Origin of the sequence: Rhizobium sp. 16-488-2b, assembly GCF_017741815.1 — a bacterium.
Lineage (GTDB): Bacteria > Pseudomonadota > Alphaproteobacteria > Rhizobiales > Rhizobiaceae > Rhizobium.
This window is the reverse complement of the sequence record NZ_JAGHMF010000017.1, coordinates 1-14,712: the sequence shown is the minus strand read 5'-3', so window position 1 is coordinate 14,712 and position 14,712 is coordinate 1. Positions and strand designations below refer to the sequence as shown.

Annotated in this window: 21 protein-coding genes and 1 pseudogene; 10 read left to right on the top strand and 12 right to left on the bottom strand. The window is 62.8% G+C overall.

Going from position 1 to position 14,712, the window contains the following annotated elements; genetic code table 11:
• Window positions 1-45: 45 nt before the first annotated feature.
• The 7 genes from J5286_RS16505 to hemP form a co-directional block, all read right to left on the bottom strand.
• Window positions 46-447, bottom strand: a complete 402-nt coding sequence (locus J5286_RS16505; protein ID WP_018897186.1) for a hypothetical protein — start codon at window positions 445-447, stop codon at window positions 46-48.
• A 9-nt stretch (window positions 448-456) separates the two neighbouring features.
• Window positions 457-804, bottom strand: a complete 348-nt coding sequence (locus J5286_RS16500; RefSeq protein WP_209191332.1) for an ElaB/YgaM/YqjD family protein — start codon at window positions 802-804, stop codon at window positions 457-459.
• A gap of 143 nt (window positions 805-947) precedes the next feature.
• Entirely contained in the window at window positions 948-1,739 is a 792-nt protein-coding gene (locus J5286_RS16495) for a heme ABC transporter ATP-binding protein (RefSeq protein WP_209191331.1), read from the bottom strand.
• Window positions 1,740-1,748: 9 nt separating this feature from the next.
• A complete protein-coding gene (locus tag J5286_RS16490) occupies window positions 1,749-2,843 on the bottom strand; it encodes a FecCD family ABC transporter permease (protein WP_449090026.1) in 1,095 nt (364 codons plus the stop codon).
• A gap of 20 nt (window positions 2,844-2,863) precedes the next feature.
• Entirely contained in the window at window positions 2,864-3,772 is a 909-nt protein-coding gene (locus J5286_RS16485) for a heme/hemin ABC transporter substrate-binding protein (RefSeq protein ID WP_209191449.1), read from the bottom strand.
• A gap of 10 nt (window positions 3,773-3,782) precedes the next feature.
• Window positions 3,783-4,832 carry a hemin-degrading factor gene (locus tag J5286_RS16480; RefSeq protein ID WP_209191329.1) on the bottom strand — a complete coding sequence of 350 codons (1,050 nt, stop codon included), beginning with the start codon at window positions 4,830-4,832 and terminating at the stop codon, window positions 3,783-3,785.
• 10 nt (window positions 4,833-4,842) lie between these two features.
• Window positions 4,843-5,025, bottom strand: coding sequence for a hemin uptake protein HemP (gene hemP, locus J5286_RS16475; protein ID WP_047514434.1), 183 nt, complete (start codon window positions 5,023-5,025; stop codon window positions 4,843-4,845).
• Window positions 5,026-5,167: 142 nt separating this feature from the next.
• Between hemP and J5286_RS16470 the strand changes: the two genes are divergently transcribed.
• The 6 genes from J5286_RS16470 to J5286_RS16445 all read left to right on the top strand — a co-directional run bounded on the left by J5286_RS16470 (window position 5,168) and on the right by J5286_RS16445 (window position 8,506).
• Window positions 5,168-5,626 carry a hypothetical protein gene (locus tag J5286_RS16470; protein WP_047514431.1) on the top strand — a complete coding sequence of 153 codons (459 nt, stop codon included), beginning with the start codon at window positions 5,168-5,170 and terminating at the stop codon, window positions 5,624-5,626.
• A 56-nt stretch (window positions 5,627-5,682) separates the two neighbouring features.
• A complete protein-coding gene (locus tag J5286_RS16465; protein ID WP_209191328.1) occupies window positions 5,683-6,987 on the top strand; it encodes an energy transducer TonB family protein in 1,305 nt (434 codons plus the stop codon).
• Between the two features lie 147 nt (window positions 6,988-7,134).
• Window positions 7,135-7,542 carry a DUF2325 domain-containing protein gene (locus tag J5286_RS16460; RefSeq protein WP_047514424.1) on the top strand — a complete coding sequence of 136 codons (408 nt, stop codon included), beginning with the start codon at window positions 7,135-7,137 and terminating at the stop codon, window positions 7,540-7,542.
• Window positions 7,539-7,808: a hypothetical protein gene (locus J5286_RS16455; protein WP_026282764.1), complete on the top strand. Its 270-nt coding sequence runs from the start codon at window positions 7,539-7,541 to the stop codon at window positions 7,806-7,808. Before J5286_RS16460 ends, J5286_RS16455 begins: the two co-directional genes overlap by 4 nt.
• 8 nt (window positions 7,809-7,816) lie before the next feature.
• Entirely contained in the window at window positions 7,817-8,131 is a 315-nt protein-coding gene (gene hmuQ / locus J5286_RS16450) for a heme-degrading protein HmuQ (protein ID WP_047514419.1), read from the top strand.
• Between the two features lie 3 nt (window positions 8,132-8,134).
• Window positions 8,135-8,506 carry a bleomycin resistance protein gene (locus J5286_RS16445; RefSeq protein ID WP_209191327.1) on the top strand — a complete coding sequence of 124 codons (372 nt, stop codon included), beginning with the start codon at window positions 8,135-8,137 and terminating at the stop codon, window positions 8,504-8,506.
• An 11-nt stretch (window positions 8,507-8,517) separates the two neighbouring features.
• On the opposite strand, the gene J5286_RS16440 is transcribed toward J5286_RS16445, so the two are convergent.
• Entirely contained in the window at window positions 8,518-8,889 is a 372-nt protein-coding gene (locus J5286_RS16440; RefSeq protein WP_209191326.1) for a DUF423 domain-containing protein, read from the bottom strand.
• Window positions 8,890-8,899: 10 nt separating this feature from the next.
• A complete protein-coding gene (locus tag J5286_RS16435; protein ID WP_209191325.1) occupies window positions 8,900-9,289 on the bottom strand; it encodes a group II truncated hemoglobin in 390 nt (129 codons plus the stop codon).
• Between the two features lie 153 nt (window positions 9,290-9,442).
• Here J5286_RS16435 and J5286_RS16430 point away from each other — a divergent pair, with 153 nt between their 5' ends.
• The 3 genes from J5286_RS16430 (at window position 9,443) to olsC (ending at window position 11,388) form a co-directional block, all read left to right on the top strand.
• Complete coding sequence (locus tag J5286_RS16430; RefSeq protein WP_209191448.1) at window positions 9,443-10,003, top strand: TetR/AcrR family transcriptional regulator; 561 nt, start codon at window positions 9,443-9,445, stop codon at window positions 10,001-10,003.
• A gap of 27 nt (window positions 10,004-10,030) precedes the next feature.
• A complete protein-coding gene (locus J5286_RS16425; RefSeq protein WP_047514405.1) occupies window positions 10,031-10,372 on the top strand; it encodes an SMR family transporter in 342 nt (113 codons plus the stop codon).
• Between the two features lie 170 nt (window positions 10,373-10,542).
• Window positions 10,543-11,388: an ornithine lipid ester-linked acyl 2-hydroxylase OlsC gene (olsC, locus tag J5286_RS16420; RefSeq protein WP_209191324.1), complete on the top strand. Its 846-nt coding sequence runs from the start codon at window positions 10,543-10,545 to the stop codon at window positions 11,386-11,388.
• Window positions 11,389-11,576: 188 nt separating this feature from the next.
• Here the strand turns inward: olsC and J5286_RS16415 are convergent, their stop codons facing one another.
• Window positions 11,577-11,801, bottom strand: coding sequence for a hypothetical protein (locus tag J5286_RS16415; RefSeq protein WP_018897204.1), 225 nt, complete (start codon window positions 11,799-11,801; stop codon window positions 11,577-11,579).
• 395 nt (window positions 11,802-12,196) lie between these two features.
• On the opposite strand from J5286_RS16415, the gene J5286_RS16410 reads away from it, so the two are divergent.
• Window positions 12,197-14,035: an ABC transporter ATP-binding protein gene (locus tag J5286_RS16410; protein WP_209191323.1), complete on the top strand. Its 1,839-nt coding sequence runs from the start codon at window positions 12,197-12,199 to the stop codon at window positions 14,033-14,035.
• Between the two features lie 64 nt (window positions 14,036-14,099).
• On the opposite strand, the gene J5286_RS16405 is transcribed toward J5286_RS16410, so the two are convergent.
• Both J5286_RS16405 and J5286_RS16400 read right to left on the bottom strand, forming a co-directional pair.
• Window positions 14,100-14,357, bottom strand: coding sequence for a hypothetical protein (locus J5286_RS16405; RefSeq protein WP_209191322.1), 258 nt, complete (start codon window positions 14,355-14,357; stop codon window positions 14,100-14,102).
• Between the two features lie 174 nt (window positions 14,358-14,531).
• Window positions 14,532-14,712 (bottom strand): annotated as a pseudogene (locus J5286_RS16400) (TolC family protein); the annotation flags it as partial.

Sequence of the window (14,712 nt, the reverse complement as noted above, 5' to 3'; positions counted from 1 at the left end):
GCGGGCGCCGGTTTTTTTATGCGTTCAGCGAAGGCGGCAGCGATGTCAGTCGCGATCCTTCGAGGTGAAGAGATTGGCGGCGACCATGGCGGCGATCACGCCGGCGGTCAGAAGCGGCTGCGAGCGGATGATGCCGAGACTGGCCGCGGCGGCCGTCTCGAACGCCTGCTTGCGTTCTTTTGCGCGCCGGGCTTCCTGGGCGTTCATCACCATCATGACGATCATCACGATGATGGCGATCAGAAGCGCGCAGGCCGCCAGAAAGAGTGCTGCTCCGACGGCGCCGTAAATGCCGGCGAGCCAGATGGCGCCGGCTGTGACGGCCAGCGCATAGGCGGTCAGCACGAAAATCGCGGCGATGGCAATGAAAATACCGTTGCGCTTGGTGCGCGCAACGGTGCGGTGAACACTCGTGCCTACCAGGAGGCTGAGGATCGGGAACAGCATCTAGCCTCCTTAGCGTCGTGCCAGGAGGGCAACGACCAGTCCGAATGCGGCAGCAGCGCCGATGGTGGCGACCGGGTGCCTGCGAACGGTGTCGCGCACTTCGGAAGCGCCGCGCAGATAACCATCCTGCAGGTCGCGCAGCAAGTCCTCGCTGCGGGCAACGAGATCTTCGTAGCCGGATGCCGCCTGGGCGCTGAGTTTTTCGCTCTGCTTGCGCGAGTTCTTGCTGATCAACTTCGTCAGCGACGCGATCTCATCCTGCAGCGATGCGATCTGGTCCTCGACCGTTGCCTCGATGTTGTGAAGAGCGGCGCTGCCATTGCGACGGTGACGGCCGGTCTGAAGGAAAGATGCCATGGTTTTCTCCATTGTTACGGCGCGGTTTCGCACCGCCTGGTTAAACACAGGATCAGAACGCAAGCTTGCATGAACACAGATGCCCGGCAATGACCCAAATCAATGGCTTAACGCCGGTTGTGGGCAAAAGGTTCCGCTTGTAATCAGCCGCCGACGGCGCTGTGGGCGAGCACGAAAGGGGTGCCGTCGTCGGGCACCTTGTTGATGCGCAGCGGGCAGCCGAAGACCGAGTGCATGGTCTCGTCAGTCAGCACGTCATGCACCGTGCCCCGGGCTGCAAGGCCGCCCTGCTGCATGAGTATGATCTGGTCGGCGAATAGCGCCGTCAGGTTGAGGTCGTGCATCACCGCGATGACGCCGCCGCCGGCGTCGCAGAAGGCGCGGGCAAGGCGCATGATCGTCAGCTGGTGGCTGATGTCGAGGCTGGAGACCGGCTCGTCGAGGAGGAGCCAGCGCGGCTTGCCGTCGACGACGGGTTCGGAGATCTGGCAAAGCACGCGGGCAAGCTGCACGCGCTGCTGCTCGCCGCCGGAGAGGTGCTGGTAGAAGCGCCCTTCGTAACCGTCGAGATCGACCGAAGACAGCGCCTTGGCCGCCGTCTGCTCGGCGCGTTCGGGATTGCGGTTCAGCCCAGATGTCAGGCCCATGCGCACGATTTCGCGGACGGTGAAGGGGAAGGAGATGTTGCTTGCCTGGGGCAGTACGCCGCGCACGGCCGCCAGCTGGTATGGTTGCAGCCCGCGCACGTCTTCGCCGTTGATGCGGATCGAGCCGCTATAGGGCAGTTCGCCGGATACGGCCTTCATCGTGGTCGTCTTGCCGGAGCCGTTCGGCCCGGCAATCGCCGTCAGCTTGCCCGAGGCGGCGGTGAAGCCGACGTCTTCAACGATGGTTTTGCCCGACAGGCGGACGGAGACGCCGGAGACTTCGATCATGGCAGATACTCAAAGGGCAAGGCGGGAACGCTGGCGCAGCAGGATCCAGAGAAAGAACGGGCCGCCGACGGCCGCGGTGATGATGCCGATCGGCAGTTCGGCGGGCGCGACGATGGTGCGGGCGATCACGTCGGCGAAGATCAGCAGGGAACCGCCGAGGAGCGCCGAGGCCGGCAGGAGATAGCGGTGATCGGGGCCGATCGCCATTCTCAGTACGTGCGGCACGACGATACCGACAAAGCCGATGCCGCCGCTGACGGCGACCGATGCGCCTGTCGCGGCCGCGACGGTGACGATGGCGATGTTCTTCAGCCGCTGCACGGGAACGCCCATGTGGAAGGCTGCGGCCTCGCCGAGCGTGATGGCGTTGAGGCCCTTGGCGAGGAAGGGGACGACGATGAAGGACAGGAGGATGATCGGGCCGGCGGCGGCGATCTTGGTCCATGTCGAGCCGGCGAGCGAGCCCATGCCCCAGAAGGTGAGATCGCGCAGCTGCTGGTCGTTGGCCATGTAGACGAGCAGGCCGGTCATGGCGCCGGCAAGCGAGCCGAGCGCGATGCCGGCAAGCAGCATGGTCGCGACGGAGGTCTGGCCGTTGCTGGTGGCGATGCGGTAGAGCAGCAGCGTCGTGGCGAGGCCGCCGGCGAAGGCTGCGAATGGAAGCGCATAGATGCCGAGCAGGACGTAGAGGGGAGCGACGAAGCCGCCGCCGAGCACGATCATGACGACAGCGCCGAGGCCGGCGCCGGAGGAGACGCCGACGAGGCCGGGATCGGCCAGCGGGTTGCGAAACAGGCCCTGCATGACGGCGCCCGAGACTGCCAGCGAACCACCGACGAGGAAACCGAGGATGGCGCGGGGCATGCGGATGTCGAAGATGATGATGCGGTCGCGCTTGCTCAGCGCATCATCCGATCCGGCGACATTGGCGATCACGTCGAGGAAGGACGCATCCGAGGCGCCGGTCGTGACGGAGAACAGTAACGACAGGACGGAGCCGACCACCAGCAGCGCGATGACCGCCAGTGCCAGCAGCGAGCGGTCGCCGGCCCGGTGACGCTCACGCATCCCCGAGGCCGAAAACACGATGCGACGCCCGTCCATGTCGTTCACTACCGCCATGGTCAGCCCCCGTAGATCGCCTTGGTGAGTTCGCGCACGGCGCTGGCGGTGCGCGGGCCGAAGCCGAGCAGGTGCAGACCGTCCATGCGGATGATCGCCTTGTTCTGCACGGCGGGCGTCAGCGCCAGCGCCGGCTGCTTCATCAGGTCTTCGTTCTTGGTGCCTGCGCCGTCGCCACGGTTCATCATCAGGATGACGTCGGGCTTGGCTTCGATGATCGCCTCATCGGTCAGCGGCTTGTAGCCCGGGAAGGTGCCGACGGCGTTGACCAGGCCGGCGAGCTTGATGATGCCATCGGCCGCCGTTCCGGTGCCCGAAGCCATGATCTTGCCGCCCTGCATGCTGAGGATGAAGAGAACGCGCTTGCGTTCGCTTTCCGGGTGCTTGGCGGCGTCTGAAATCGCCGCGTCGAGATCGGTCGCGACCTGCTTGTGCAGTTCGGCTGCCTTTGGCTCGACGCCAAGCAGCGCGCCGACCTTGTCGATCTTGGCGAGGATGCCGTCGCGCGTATAGGCGTTCGGTACCGTCTCGAAGGGGACGCTGGCGCTGCGCAGCACCGTCAACGCTTCCGGCGGGCCGGAGCCCTCGACGGCGACGATGGCCGTCGGGTTCATTGCAAGGATGTTTTCGGGCGACAGCGCGCGCATGTAGCCGACATCGGGCAGCTTCAGAGCCTGTTCGGGAAACAGGCTGGTCGTGTCGCGGGCGATCAGGTGCTTTTCTTCGCCGAGCGCATAGATGATCTCGGTGAGGTCGCCGCCGATCGAGATCAGGCGGGTGCTGTCGATCTTGTCTTCGGCATGGGCAGCCGGCGAGAAGGCGAGAAGCGAGGCTGCCAGCGGCAGGGCCATGAGGCCCCGCAGCATGGATGTCTTCTTGAATGAACCGCGATTGTGGTTCGGCATCGTCATCTCCTTCGGCTTACGCCGCAACGCTGGCCGCCTTGGGCAGGCTTTCGACGATGTCGCGCCAGTCTGCGCGCTCCGCGGAGCCTTCGTGGCGCTTGCCGAAGAACTGGATGATCATTTCGCCATTGGCGCCGTAGACTTCGACGGAGGTGACGTGGCCATCCTTGGTCGGCTTGCGCACTGCCCAGGTTTCGGCGATGTGGTCCTGACGCAGGTGCAGATGGAAGGTCTCGTCGAGGATGTTGATCCACGGACCCATGGGCTGGACGTTGGAGATCGGGCCGGAGTGGATCTGGACAATGCCGTCATTGCCGACGAAGCACATGATCGGCAGGCCGGACTTGACCGATGCGTGCATCATCTCTGCGGTCGCGGTGTTGTCGAGCTGCCAGGCGAAGTCGTCGCCAACGGTCCGCACGGCGGCCTGGCGGCCGATCTTCAGCTTGCGCAGCATGCCGAAGAATTCGTGCGTGTCGGTCATCTTGCTCCAGTGGTCGCGCAGCTCGTCCTTGGTGACGCTGCCGCTCTCGTCGGCCACCGTCTTGCTGTCGTCGGCGATGAAGTCCTGCGACTGGTCCTCGATCTTGAGGTCGTTCACGATAGAGTGATAGGCCTCGACGTTGGAGGCCGGGCGCAGGTGAACCTTGTGGACGGCGGTGCCGGCCTTGTCGAAATACTGCAGGCTCAGGCGCTCCTGGTCGCCGTCCTTCTTGGTGACCGCGAAGGCGTGGACCCAGCGGCTCGGGAAAATGCGCAGATCAATGTTCTCGCCAAGCACGATGGCGCCCTGGCCGCCGGTCTTGATGTTCTCGTAGACGCCGATCTTTTCGTGAACGGCGCTCTCGTTGCGCGAGAGCGCCATGACTTCGCCGAGTTCGGCGACGCGCTCCAGGAGCTTGATCGCGCTTCCGTCGATGCGGGTGGCGGAAATGCCGACTTCCGCGGCCACGAGCGCTGCTTCGGAAACCTTGAGCTGGGCGGCGATATCGCGCTCGCGCATTTTCGGGTTTTCGGCGCGGAAGGCGCGGATCTCGGCCGGCGACGGCTTGGTGTTCTCAGTCATATGTCTACCCCTACTTATTCAGAATTAGCTTGCCCTGGCGGGTGATTTTCATCCGGTACAAGGCGCCGTCGTGGCGAATGACGATCTCGTTGGCGCCGCGAAAAATCTCGCTGCTCTCCAGGATTCGGACCTCGGCCATGGCGTCGCGCGCCAACAGCGTTTGCTTCAGTGTGTCCGGCTTATCGACCATCATTTCGTTGGCTTTTTTGCTTCTTTAGGTGGGCCAAAAATGCCCTTACGACCTACAATTATCTTGACTTTCATAGTCATCATTTTTTAAAGACGCAATAGCGGACTTTGTAAGTCAAGTTTCAGAATTTCAGTGGAGAGACGCAATGGTAGTCACGAGGCCGGTCACCCGATTTGCAACGCTTTTGGCAGCCGGCTCACTGGTCCTTTCGGGCGCGATCCAGGCCTATGCGCAGGAGCCCGCAGCGGCGGCCGCGCCGAAGGCAGCGCTCGATGTGGAACTCAACGCGCTGGCGCCTTCGCAGAAGGGCTGCATGATGACCTTCGTGGCGTTGAACACGCTGCCGCAAGCGATCACCAAAGTGTCCTTCGAGCTTGCCTTCTTCAACGACAAGAACGCCGTCGACAAGATCACCGTTCTCGATTTCCGCGATCTGCCGCAGGGCAAGAAGCGGGTGCGGCAGTTCGATATGCCGAACGTGAAATGCGAGGCGGTGACGCGGCTGCTGATCAATGACACGCCGGCGTGCGAAGGCCCCGACAAGGGCGAGTGCATGAAGGGTCTGGTGACCCGCTCCCAGGTTTCCATTCCTTTCGAAGGTTGAGTGACGGCCGGGGGTAGCCCCGGCCTCTTCCGTTGCAGCGGTACAAGGCGTCCAAAATGGTGGTTTCAGCGAGATCAAAGGCGAGACAGGTTCTCTTCGACGAGGCGGTCGCCGATGGCGGTGTGAACGACAACAACCCGGGCATGCATCCCGGCCACGAGTTGTCGGATCTCCGCAACGTCGCGCGCCAGCCGGCCGCCGAGGCTGTTCTGCACTACACGCGCCAGGCGCAAATCTCGTCCTTCCCGCAGGATCCGCGTAGCGCAAGCAACGGCCATGCGGCGGCGCCGCTGATGGATGCGAGCGTCGAGATGCCGGCGGCCACCCGGCCGCATCGCGGCAAGCTCGGCGTGACGGCCGCCTGCATCGGTTCTTTCATTTTCCACAGCGCGCTCGCAATCGCGCTGATCGTCGGCGTCGTCGTCACTCCGGAGCAGCCGGAGGAAGAGGCCGGCGAGACGGTGAGCGTGATCATGCTCGGCGATTCGGATCTCGACCAGGCATCGTCGGGTGAGGAGACGGCCGAGCCGCAGCCGGAAGAGATCGTGGCGGAACAGGTGCAGCCCGAGGTCGCGCAGCAGCCGACAGAGGTTCAGCCCGACGCGCAGCCGGTCGATCCACAGCCTGTCGCGCCGACGCAGGAAGTCACGCGGGTCTCGCCTGAGAACATGACGGCGGTCGAGCCTGAGGTGTTGACGTCGCAGGTGCCAGCCGAGACCTCGGTCGTTCAGCCGATGGCAACCGAGGTGCCGACGGAGGTTCAGCCGGAGGTTACCGAGACGCCGCCTGCGACGCCTGAGGATGTGGCGCCGGTTCAGCCGACCGAGACGGCGGAAATTCCGCCTGAGCCGGAGACCGTGCCGACGCCGGACCCGAAGCCGGTTGCGCAGAAGCCGGTGGAAAAGCCGAAGCCGGTAGAGAAGAAGCAGCCGCCGAAGAAGGTTGTCACGCGTTCAGGCTCTCAGGGCGAGAACAAGCAGGATAGCCGACGCGGCGCTTCCGATGGCGTCGACCAGGCCTCCGACCAGGATTCGCGCAGCGCCGGAAATCGCGGCGGCTCCGGCAGTGCCGCGGTCGCCAACTATCCGGGCAAGGTGCAATCGAAAATCAGGCGGTCCGTCCGCGTGCCTTCCGAATACAGGCGGATGAATGCCGCGATGAGCGTTCGCATTCGGTTGAGCATCAACGGCTCTGGCGGCGTGAGCAGCCTGTCGGTTGCGCGCAGCTCGGGCATTCCCGAACTCGACGCCGCCGTGGTCGATGGCGTTCGCCGCGCAGCACCATTCCCGCCGCTGCCGGCCGAATGGGGCAAGCCGATCTGGACCTTCACCCAGGAAGTGCAGGTCACGACGGGTCGCTGACAGCAAGCGGCCCGATGATAAAATCGGGTCCTTGAGAAAATATGATCAAAATAATCAACTTTATACTTTACTCTAAAAATCAAGTTTACTAAGGTCCACCCACACACGCAGCAATCGTGTGCCGATCAATGAACGAACGGGTGGTCAATGGCGCGTAAGGCGAAGAAGGGTTCTAACCGGGAAATCCGCGTGAGTGCGGATACAAGCACGGTTGAGGAGACCTCCGGACGTTCCAAGCTCGATGGCCGCAGCTTCCTTTATGTCGGCGGGCGTGATTGCCAGGTGGCGCATCTGCGCCAGATCGCCAGCAACTTCGGCGCCGAGCTAATCCACCACGATGGCGGGCTGCGCGAGGCGGTGTCGCGCATCGACACGGTGCTTCCCTCCGTTGATTGCGTCTTCTGCCCGATCGACTGTATCAGCCATGATGCGTGCCTCAGGGTAAAGACCGGCTGCAAGAAGTTCGGCAAGACCTTCATTCCGCTGCGCAACGGCAGCAAGTCCAGCCTCGAGCGGGCGCTGACGACCATGAACGAGCGAAACGCCACCCGATGAGCGATAGACACCCGGAAGGGTATACGTTGATCGGCCTGCACAAGCTGGCCGCCCACAATGGCGATGGCATGGTTCCCGAACTCTATGAGCTGATGATGGAACGCGAAGAGCGGCGCAGATACTATCCCAATGTCGAGCAGTTTCCGATCTGGGAAGCACGCATGCCGGGCGAATTGCCGGAAAAGCCGCTCGGGCGCGATGCCCTTGAGGGCCGCAATGTGATAGCCTTCGAGGCTCCCGAGGCCGAGAGGAAACGCAAGGCGTGAGTGTTCCCATGTTTATCGCGATGAACCGCTTCAAGGTATCGATCGGGTCGGAGGCGGAATTCGAAAGCGTCTGGCGCAATCGCGATTCCAGCCTTTCGGAAGTGCCCGGCTTCGTGGAATTCCGGCTGCTGCGCGGTCGGGAGAATGCGGAGGAGGGCTATACGCTGTTTTCCTCGCATACGATCTGGCGCAGCGAAGAGGATTTCCTCAACTGGACGAAGTCGGAGCAGTTCCGCGCCGCCCATCGCAATGCCGGCGACCGCAAAGCGATGTATAAGGGGCCGCCCGTGTTCGAGGGCTTTCAAGTCGTGGACGGGATTTGACGAATGGTGGCTGACAATCCAGATCGTATCGAGGTTCTGCCGGTGCTGCCGTCGCTCGATATTGGCGAGACGCTGTCCTTTTATCGCGGCGGGCTCGGCTTCGAGACGATCGTCTATCAGGACAAGGACTATCTCATCCTGCGTCGCGACGAGATGGAGCTGCATTTCTGGCTGACGGACGATCGGTCGCTTTGCGAGCGCACATCCGTCTATCTACGCGGCGGCGGCATCGGCGCGCTTCACGCGGAATACAAGGCGCGCGGCGTCGAGAAGCTCAGCGACATGACGGTGCGGCCGTGGAACATGGAAGAGTTCTACATCCACGATCCGCACGGCAATCTGCTGCGCTTTGGACGGATCCCGCAGCAGTCATAAGCCGCTTGGTCTTAGGCGCGGTTGCGGAAGACGGCGCCGGCGGCGATTGCCAGCCAGCCGAACATCATGGCGAAGCCGCCCGTGGGTGCCGCCATCGGAAACAGGCCGGAGCCCGCAAAGCGAAGCGTCACCAGATCACCTGAAAAGAGCAGCGTGCCGACGCCCATAAAGAGCCCGGCGAGCCATGCGGTCTTCAGCTTTTCGCCCGCCAGCGCCAAAGCCAAGAGGGCAGGGGCGTGGGCGAGGCACATGGCGGAGGCCGACGCTAAGAAGTGCCCGTCGCCGTCGAGATGGGCGGCGGCCGCGGCCAGCGCCACGCCGGCAAAGCCAAAGAGGCCTGAAAATACCAGGAAAAGCGGCGCGAAGCGCTGATTGAGCGTCATTATAGGAAGCCTATTGCTTGTTCTGCATGTGATCGGCCAGCCGCTCGATCGGCGGAAGGATGATCTCGCGCAGCTTCGGGTTCGGAACGGTTTCCTCCAGCGCCTGGCGGAAGCATAAAAGCCACTCGTCGCGCTCGATGGGGCCGATCTCGGCAATGAAATGGCGGCTTCTGAGGCGCGGATGGCCGTATTTCTCGACATAGACGGGCGGGCCGCCGAGATAGCCGGTCAGGTACTCGTAGAATTTCGCTTCGCTGCCCTCGAGCGTCGGTGGGTGAACCGCGCGGACGTGGCTCGCCTCCGGCAGCGTATCCATCAGCTCGTAGAAACGATGCGATAGCGCCCGGATCGTCGCGTCGCCGCCGACGGCCTCGTAAAGTGTAATGGTGTTCTCGCTCACGGCGCGGCTCCTCACAGCTTGTTCCTTCATGCACCGCCGAAGCCTCGATCGCAACCGGAACCCGCACCACCAAGCGCGACATTTCGCACCAGACCCAGCGGTCGAATTTCACGATATCTTGACAAAACCGTCCAGACGGTATCTTTATGCATGATGTCAAACGCTCATCATCGCCGCAAGCAACCCGCCATCGTCCGCCAGCAGCTGCTGGATGTCGCCGCGCGCCTGACGAACGAGCAGGGAATGAGTGCCGTGACGCTCGATGCCGTGTCCGGCGCCTCAGGGGTCAGCAAGGGCGGCCTTCTCCACCATTTCCCGACCAAGAATGCGCTGCTCAATGCGCTCTTCGAGGATCTTCTGGCGCGCTTCGATGCCGATCTCGACGAGCGCATGCGCGAGGATCCAGTGCCGCACGGCCGTTTCACGCGCGCCTATCTCAACGCCGTCGCCGGCCTGCGCGACAGCCCTGACGACGCCGGTCACTGGGCGCAGGTGACGATCGCGCTTCTGGCCGAGCCGCGGCTGCGGCAGCGCTGGGGGGAGTGGATCGACGGGCGGATCGAGGAATATGTCGGCACGGACTCGTCTATCGATGCGCAGATCGTGCGCTTCGCCGCCGATGGTCTCTGGCTCGCCGACATGATCGGCGGCGCCTCCGACGACGCGCAGCGCCAGGCGCTTCTGGCACGTCTCGTCGAGCTGACCGCTCGCTGACTTCCCTAGAATAGAGGATCAACAATCATGGCACCGGTTGCGGTCTATGCGCTCCTGTTTACGGCGATCGCGCTCGAAGTCATCGGCACGACGGCGCTGCAGCTGTCGCAGCAGTTCAGCCGTTTCTGGCCGACCGCGCTGATGGTCGCGTGCTATGCCGCCTCCTTCTACTGCCTGTCGCAGACGCTGAAGGTCATCCCTGTCGGTATCGCCTATGCGATCTGGAGCGGGCTCGGCATCGTGCTGATTTCCAGCGTCGGCCTCATCTATTTCAAGCAGCGGCTGGATACGCCCGCCGTCATCGGCCTTGGATTGATCATCGCTGGCGTGCTGGTGGTCAACCTGTTCTCCAAATCCGTCTCCCATTGATTTTAATGGAATCCGGTCGTATGCGAGGGAAGCCCCCAGTCACCAGGGGAGATGGCCCCCGGGTCGCGACATTTGACCTCACTTCACGGAGGCCTGACTTGCGCAATCGGCTGCGATGTCCATATCCTGAGTGACAGATGACAGTTTACGCATCGCGCATTGGAACACCCATGACTGACAGCACTGCTGACCTTTCTTCCCCACAATCCGCCAATTCCAAGCCCGAAGGACAGACCTTCGGCACCTCGGGCATCGCCCCGATGGGGCGCCCGAGCCCCGTGACACGGTTCTTCATGGGCATAGTCGCCTGGGCGGAGAAGCTGAATTACAAATACGCCAAGCTCGGCAATCCGCCGGTCTACGACAACGCCACTTTCCCCTGGGCGAAAGAGGTCGAGGCGGCTTACCCTAAGATCCGCGCCGAGCTGGAGCGCGTGCTGGTGCGCCAGAGCGAGCTGCCGACCTTCCAGGACATCTCGACCGACGTGAAGACGATCTCGACCGATTCCGGCTGGAAGACCTTCTTCCTTCTCGGTTTCGGCGTGAAGTCGGAACAGAACATCGCGCAGTGCCCGGAAACCTGGCGCGCGGTGCAGAAGATCCCCGGCCTGAAGACGGCGATGTTTTCGATCTTCGAGCCTGGCAAACATCTGCCGGCGCATCGTGGTCCCTATAACGGCGTGCTGCGCCTGCATGTCGGCATGATCGTGCCGGAGCCGGCCGACAAGCTCGCCATCCGCGTCAAGGACCAGATCTGCCACTGGCAGGAAGGCAAGGCGCTGATCTTCGACGATGCCTACGAGCACGAGGCCTGGAACCACACGGACAAGACGCGCGTGGTGCTGTTCGTCGATTTCGACAAGCCGCTGAAGTTTCCGGCCCGCTTCGTCAACTGGGCGCTGATGAACCTCGCCGTCTTCACGCCGTTCATCCGCGAAGGGCTCGATAACCACAAGGAGTGGGAAAAGAAGTTCTACGCGGAAGCCGAGGCCTTCAGAAACCGGCCGCAGGGCTGAGCTGGAAATCAAACAGCATGGCCTCGTTTCAGAGCCCATGCTGTTGTTCGGCGGGTGGACGCCGCTCTCAAATCATCGTGCGGCGATAGCGCCGCAGACAGTCTCGATGCGTATGTTTCGGAGCAGGCAGGTCGCTTCCCCTCGTAAGCAGGCCTTGCTCCGGCGACGTCAGTCGCCCCCATTCGCAACTAGTTGTTGTTTGCCGCCTTCAGGCGACGGTCCGGCTTGGTTGCCAGGTAGATGACATAATCTTCTGCTGCGTCTGCCAGGTGAAGCGCGATTTCTGCTTCACGCCATCCCGCCGCGATTGCGCGACGGACAACTTCGGTTATCGCCCCTTTGCAGACGCTTTCGCATTCCCGCGACCGTCCCATATCATCGGCGTTGAATCTTGGAGAGCGGATGTTTGTCATGGCTGAAGATTGCCATAACCGCCTTCGTTTTCAACAGGATGCTAATGGATTGGTTACCCAGTAAGGTTAAGGCTTGAGGGTGTTTCAGGCTGTGACAGACGCGCTGTCGCGGAACGAAACGACGGGCCGGAAACAGTCGGCGGGAGAGGCCGAGATGTCTCGATCCAGATCGAAATCCTGATTGAGGGACGAATGGCCCGCTGACGCGCTGACGTCGCTGTTAACGCACGTTAAGCGTGTTCTCCTGAATTTCTGCCCGGAGCGGCCTTTGCGGCTTGGCGTCTGATCTGTTAAGGATGGCGCGAAGCTGAACGCAAACTCGTCCAGGGAGACTGTCATGAAAGCGATCCTGTCCAGAACGAAAGGAACGATCACTCACAAGGACACTCCGCTTCATGTCTATTCAATTCGCCCGCGCGCGAAAAGACGCGCCGCGTCGTAAACCACTCCCGACCACTTCCGAGCCTGATACTGCCGACGATCAACATGCGCGGCGGCGCTCTCGGGTCGCCAGGTTTCTCAGCTACTACCGTCCGCATCTGCCGTTGCTCTGCGCCGATGTCGTCTGCGCCATTCTCGTCGCGGCGACCGCGGTGGCGTTGCCCATCTGCGCCAATATCGTCACCAACCGCCTTCTCATGATCGCGGATGCCGGGGAGGCAATTGCGCTGATCCTCAAGGTCGGCGCCGTCATGCTGGCGCTGCTCGCGGTGCAGATGGTCGCGGTGTTCTTCGTCGATTATCGCGGCCATGTGATGGGCGCTCGTATCGAGGCCGCCGTCCGGCAGGAGCTGTTCGATCATTGCCAGAAGCTCTCCTTCAGCTTCTACGATCGCCAGCGCACCGGACAGTTGATGAGCCGCATCACCAGCGATTCCCTCTGGCTCGGCGAGCTGTTCCACCATGGTCCCGAGGATGTCTCGATCGCCATCCTCAAATATGGCGGCGCCATGCTGGTACTCTTCTATATCGATCCTCTTCTGGCCGGGTTGATCCTGCTGCTGACGCCTCTCGCGGTCGCCTACGCGCTGCATTTCAACCGTCGCATGAACCGCGCGCTGGAACGCAGCAAGCAGCAGATCGCCGGCGTCAACGAGCGGCTGGAAGACAGCCTTGCGGGCATCCGCGTCGTTCAGTCCTTCGCCAACGAGAAACTGGAGAGGGATCGCTTCGCCGTTCAGAACGAGCGCTTTCTCGTGAGCCGCGCCGATGGCTATCGCAGCGAGGCGTGGTTTTCCGTGGGAACGGAGAGCTTCGCGCAGTTCATCACGATCCTCGTCATCGTCATCGGTGGCATCAGGATCGTGTCGTCGGCGAAGACGGTGGCCGATCTCCTGACCTTCCTTCTCTGCGTCGCGGTGCTCGTCGATCCCGTGCAGCGGCTCGCCAATTTCGTGCGGCTCTGGCAGGAGGGCTATACCGGCTTCGTGAGGGCGATGGAGGTTCTCGACGTCGAGCCCGATATCGTCGACCGGCCAAGTGCCCATACGCTGTCGACGCCGAAGGGTGAAATCAGGTTCGAGGATGTCAGCTTCGGTTATGATGCCGACACGAGTGGCGTGTTCGAGAACCTGTCCTTCACCATCGCCCCCGGCGAGTTCGTGGCGCTGGTCGGTCCGTCAGGGGTGGGCAAGAGCACTTTGTGCTCGCTCATTCCCCGCTTGTACGACGTGCAGGCGGGGTCGATCCTGATCGATGGCGCCGATATCCGCGATGTCACGCTGTCGTCGCTGCGCGGACATGTGGGCGTGGTGCAGCAGGACGTCTATCTCTTCGCCGGCTCGGTTGCCGACAATCTCCGTTATGGGCGGCCGGATGCCACCGATGCGGAGGTGGAGGCTGCGGCGCGGGCGGCCAATGCGCATGAGTTCATCACGGCGCTTGCCGATGGTTACGATACCGACATCGGCCAGCGCGGGGTGCGGCTCTCCGGCGGGCAGAGGCAGCGGTTGACGATCGCGCGGGCGTTCTTGAAGAACCCGGCGATCCTGATCTTCGACGAGGCCACCAGCGCGCTCGACAATGAGAGCGAACGGGCGGTGCAGCAGGCGCTGCTTGGGCTCGCCAAGGGGCGCACTACCGTCGTCATCGCGCATCGCCTGTCGACGGTCCGCCACGCCGACCGCATCCTCGTGCTCACTGCCGACGGGATCGTCGAGGAGGGCAGGCACGAGGATCTGATGGCGCGCGACGGGATCTATGCCGGCTTGCACAGCGTGCAGGCCAGCATGTGATCGCTACATTAGGGAGATACGCAGCGCTTCGTCGAAGCGGAGCGTTGCGAGTCTCCGTGGCGTTTCAGTATTTCAGGTCGCGCGCGGTTTGCCGACCGCTCTGCTTGGTCTGCCGCTTGTCCTGCCGGCATGCCGCGTTGCTTTGTTGATTGGCGGCGCGGCAATCCTGCTTGGTATCGCGGGCGCTTTGCCGCGTGGTCTGCTTGATGTCACGCCCCGCCTGGCGCTGCTGCGCCTGCTCTGTGCTCCACGATACATCGGCTAGGGTCGCCAGGAACAGTCCGGCCAATAGCGCCGTGCCTAGCGGTTTCAAGTTGCCCATTGTCTCACTCCCCGTTTCCGTACTGGTGCTGGAGCGGTTGCGACGATCAGTCGAAACCGGGAGCGATTTTACAGGATGCGGATGAGCAAGGGGCGTATCTTACGGTATCGTACACGACGAGCGCTCAAGAAAGCCCCGGCGAACCGGGGCTTTTTCTCAATTTCTGTCGTCGTCTCAGTTTGTCTTTGCGGCAACCTTGGCCGGGGCGGTGTTGCCGCCCGGGTTGTAGCCGCCGCCGATGGCGACGTTGAGCGCCACGTAGTCGCTGGCCATCTGCTGGACGGCCGCGGCCAGGCTTGCCTGGGCGAGCGAGACCTGACGCTGGGCGTCGAGAACGTCGAGCAGCGAGGAGGCG

Bases quoted from the DNA above. Each gene is read 5' to 3' on its own strand.
- J5286_RS16460 (WP_047514424.1), top strand. From the start codon at position 7,135: ATGGCGCGTAAGGCGAAGAAGGGTTCTAACCGGGAAATCCGCGTGAGT.
- J5286_RS16455 (WP_026282764.1), top strand. From the start codon at position 7,539: ATGAGCGATAGACACCCGGAAGGGTATACGTTGATCGGCCTGCACAAG.
- J5286_RS16405 (WP_209191322.1), bottom strand. From the start codon at position 14,357: ATGGGCAACTTGAAACCGCTAGGCACGGCGCTATTGGCCGGACTGTTC.
- J5286_RS16500 (WP_209191332.1), bottom strand. From the start codon at position 804: ATGGCATCTTTCCTTCAGACCGGCCGTCACCGTCGCAATGGCAGCGCC.
- J5286_RS16470 (WP_047514431.1), top strand. From the start codon at position 5,168: ATGGTAGTCACGAGGCCGGTCACCCGATTTGCAACGCTTTTGGCAGCC.
- J5286_RS16440 (WP_209191326.1), bottom strand. From the start codon at position 8,889: ATGACGCTCAATCAGCGCTTCGCGCCGCTTTTCCTGGTATTTTCAGGC.
- J5286_RS16425 (WP_047514405.1), top strand. From the start codon at position 10,031: ATGGCACCGGTTGCGGTCTATGCGCTCCTGTTTACGGCGATCGCGCTC.
- J5286_RS16505 (WP_018897186.1), bottom strand. From the start codon at position 447: ATGCTGTTCCCGATCCTCAGCCTCCTGGTAGGCACGAGTGTTCACCGC.
- J5286_RS16445 (WP_209191327.1), top strand. From the start codon at position 8,135: ATGGTGGCTGACAATCCAGATCGTATCGAGGTTCTGCCGGTGCTGCCG.
- olsC (WP_209191324.1), top strand. From the start codon at position 10,543: ATGACTGACAGCACTGCTGACCTTTCTTCCCCACAATCCGCCAATTCC.
- hemP (WP_047514434.1), bottom strand. From the start codon at position 5,025: ATGATGGTCGATAAGCCGGACACACTGAAGCAAACGCTGTTGGCGCGC.
- J5286_RS16485 (WP_209191449.1), bottom strand. From the start codon at position 3,772: ATGACGATGCCGAACCACAATCGCGGTTCATTCAAGAAGACATCCATG.
- J5286_RS16415 (WP_018897204.1), bottom strand. From the start codon at position 11,801: ATGACAAACATCCGCTCTCCAAGATTCAACGCCGATGATATGGGACGG.
- J5286_RS16480 (WP_209191329.1), bottom strand. From the start codon at position 4,832: ATGACTGAGAACACCAAGCCGTCGCCGGCCGAGATCCGCGCCTTCCGC.
- J5286_RS16465 (WP_209191328.1), top strand. From the start codon at position 5,683: ATGGTGGTTTCAGCGAGATCAAAGGCGAGACAGGTTCTCTTCGACGAG.
- J5286_RS16410 (WP_209191323.1), top strand. From the start codon at position 12,197: ATGTCTATTCAATTCGCCCGCGCGCGAAAAGACGCGCCGCGTCGTAAA.
- J5286_RS16490 (WP_449090026.1), bottom strand. From the start codon at position 2,843: ATGGACGGGCGTCGCATCGTGTTTTCGGCCTCGGGGATGCGTGAGCGT.
- J5286_RS16430 (WP_209191448.1), top strand. From the start codon at position 9,443: ATGTCAAACGCTCATCATCGCCGCAAGCAACCCGCCATCGTCCGCCAG.
- J5286_RS16495 (WP_209191331.1), bottom strand. From the start codon at position 1,739: ATGATCGAAGTCTCCGGCGTCTCCGTCCGCCTGTCGGGCAAAACCATC.
- hmuQ (WP_047514419.1), top strand. From the start codon at position 7,817: ATGTTTATCGCGATGAACCGCTTCAAGGTATCGATCGGGTCGGAGGCG.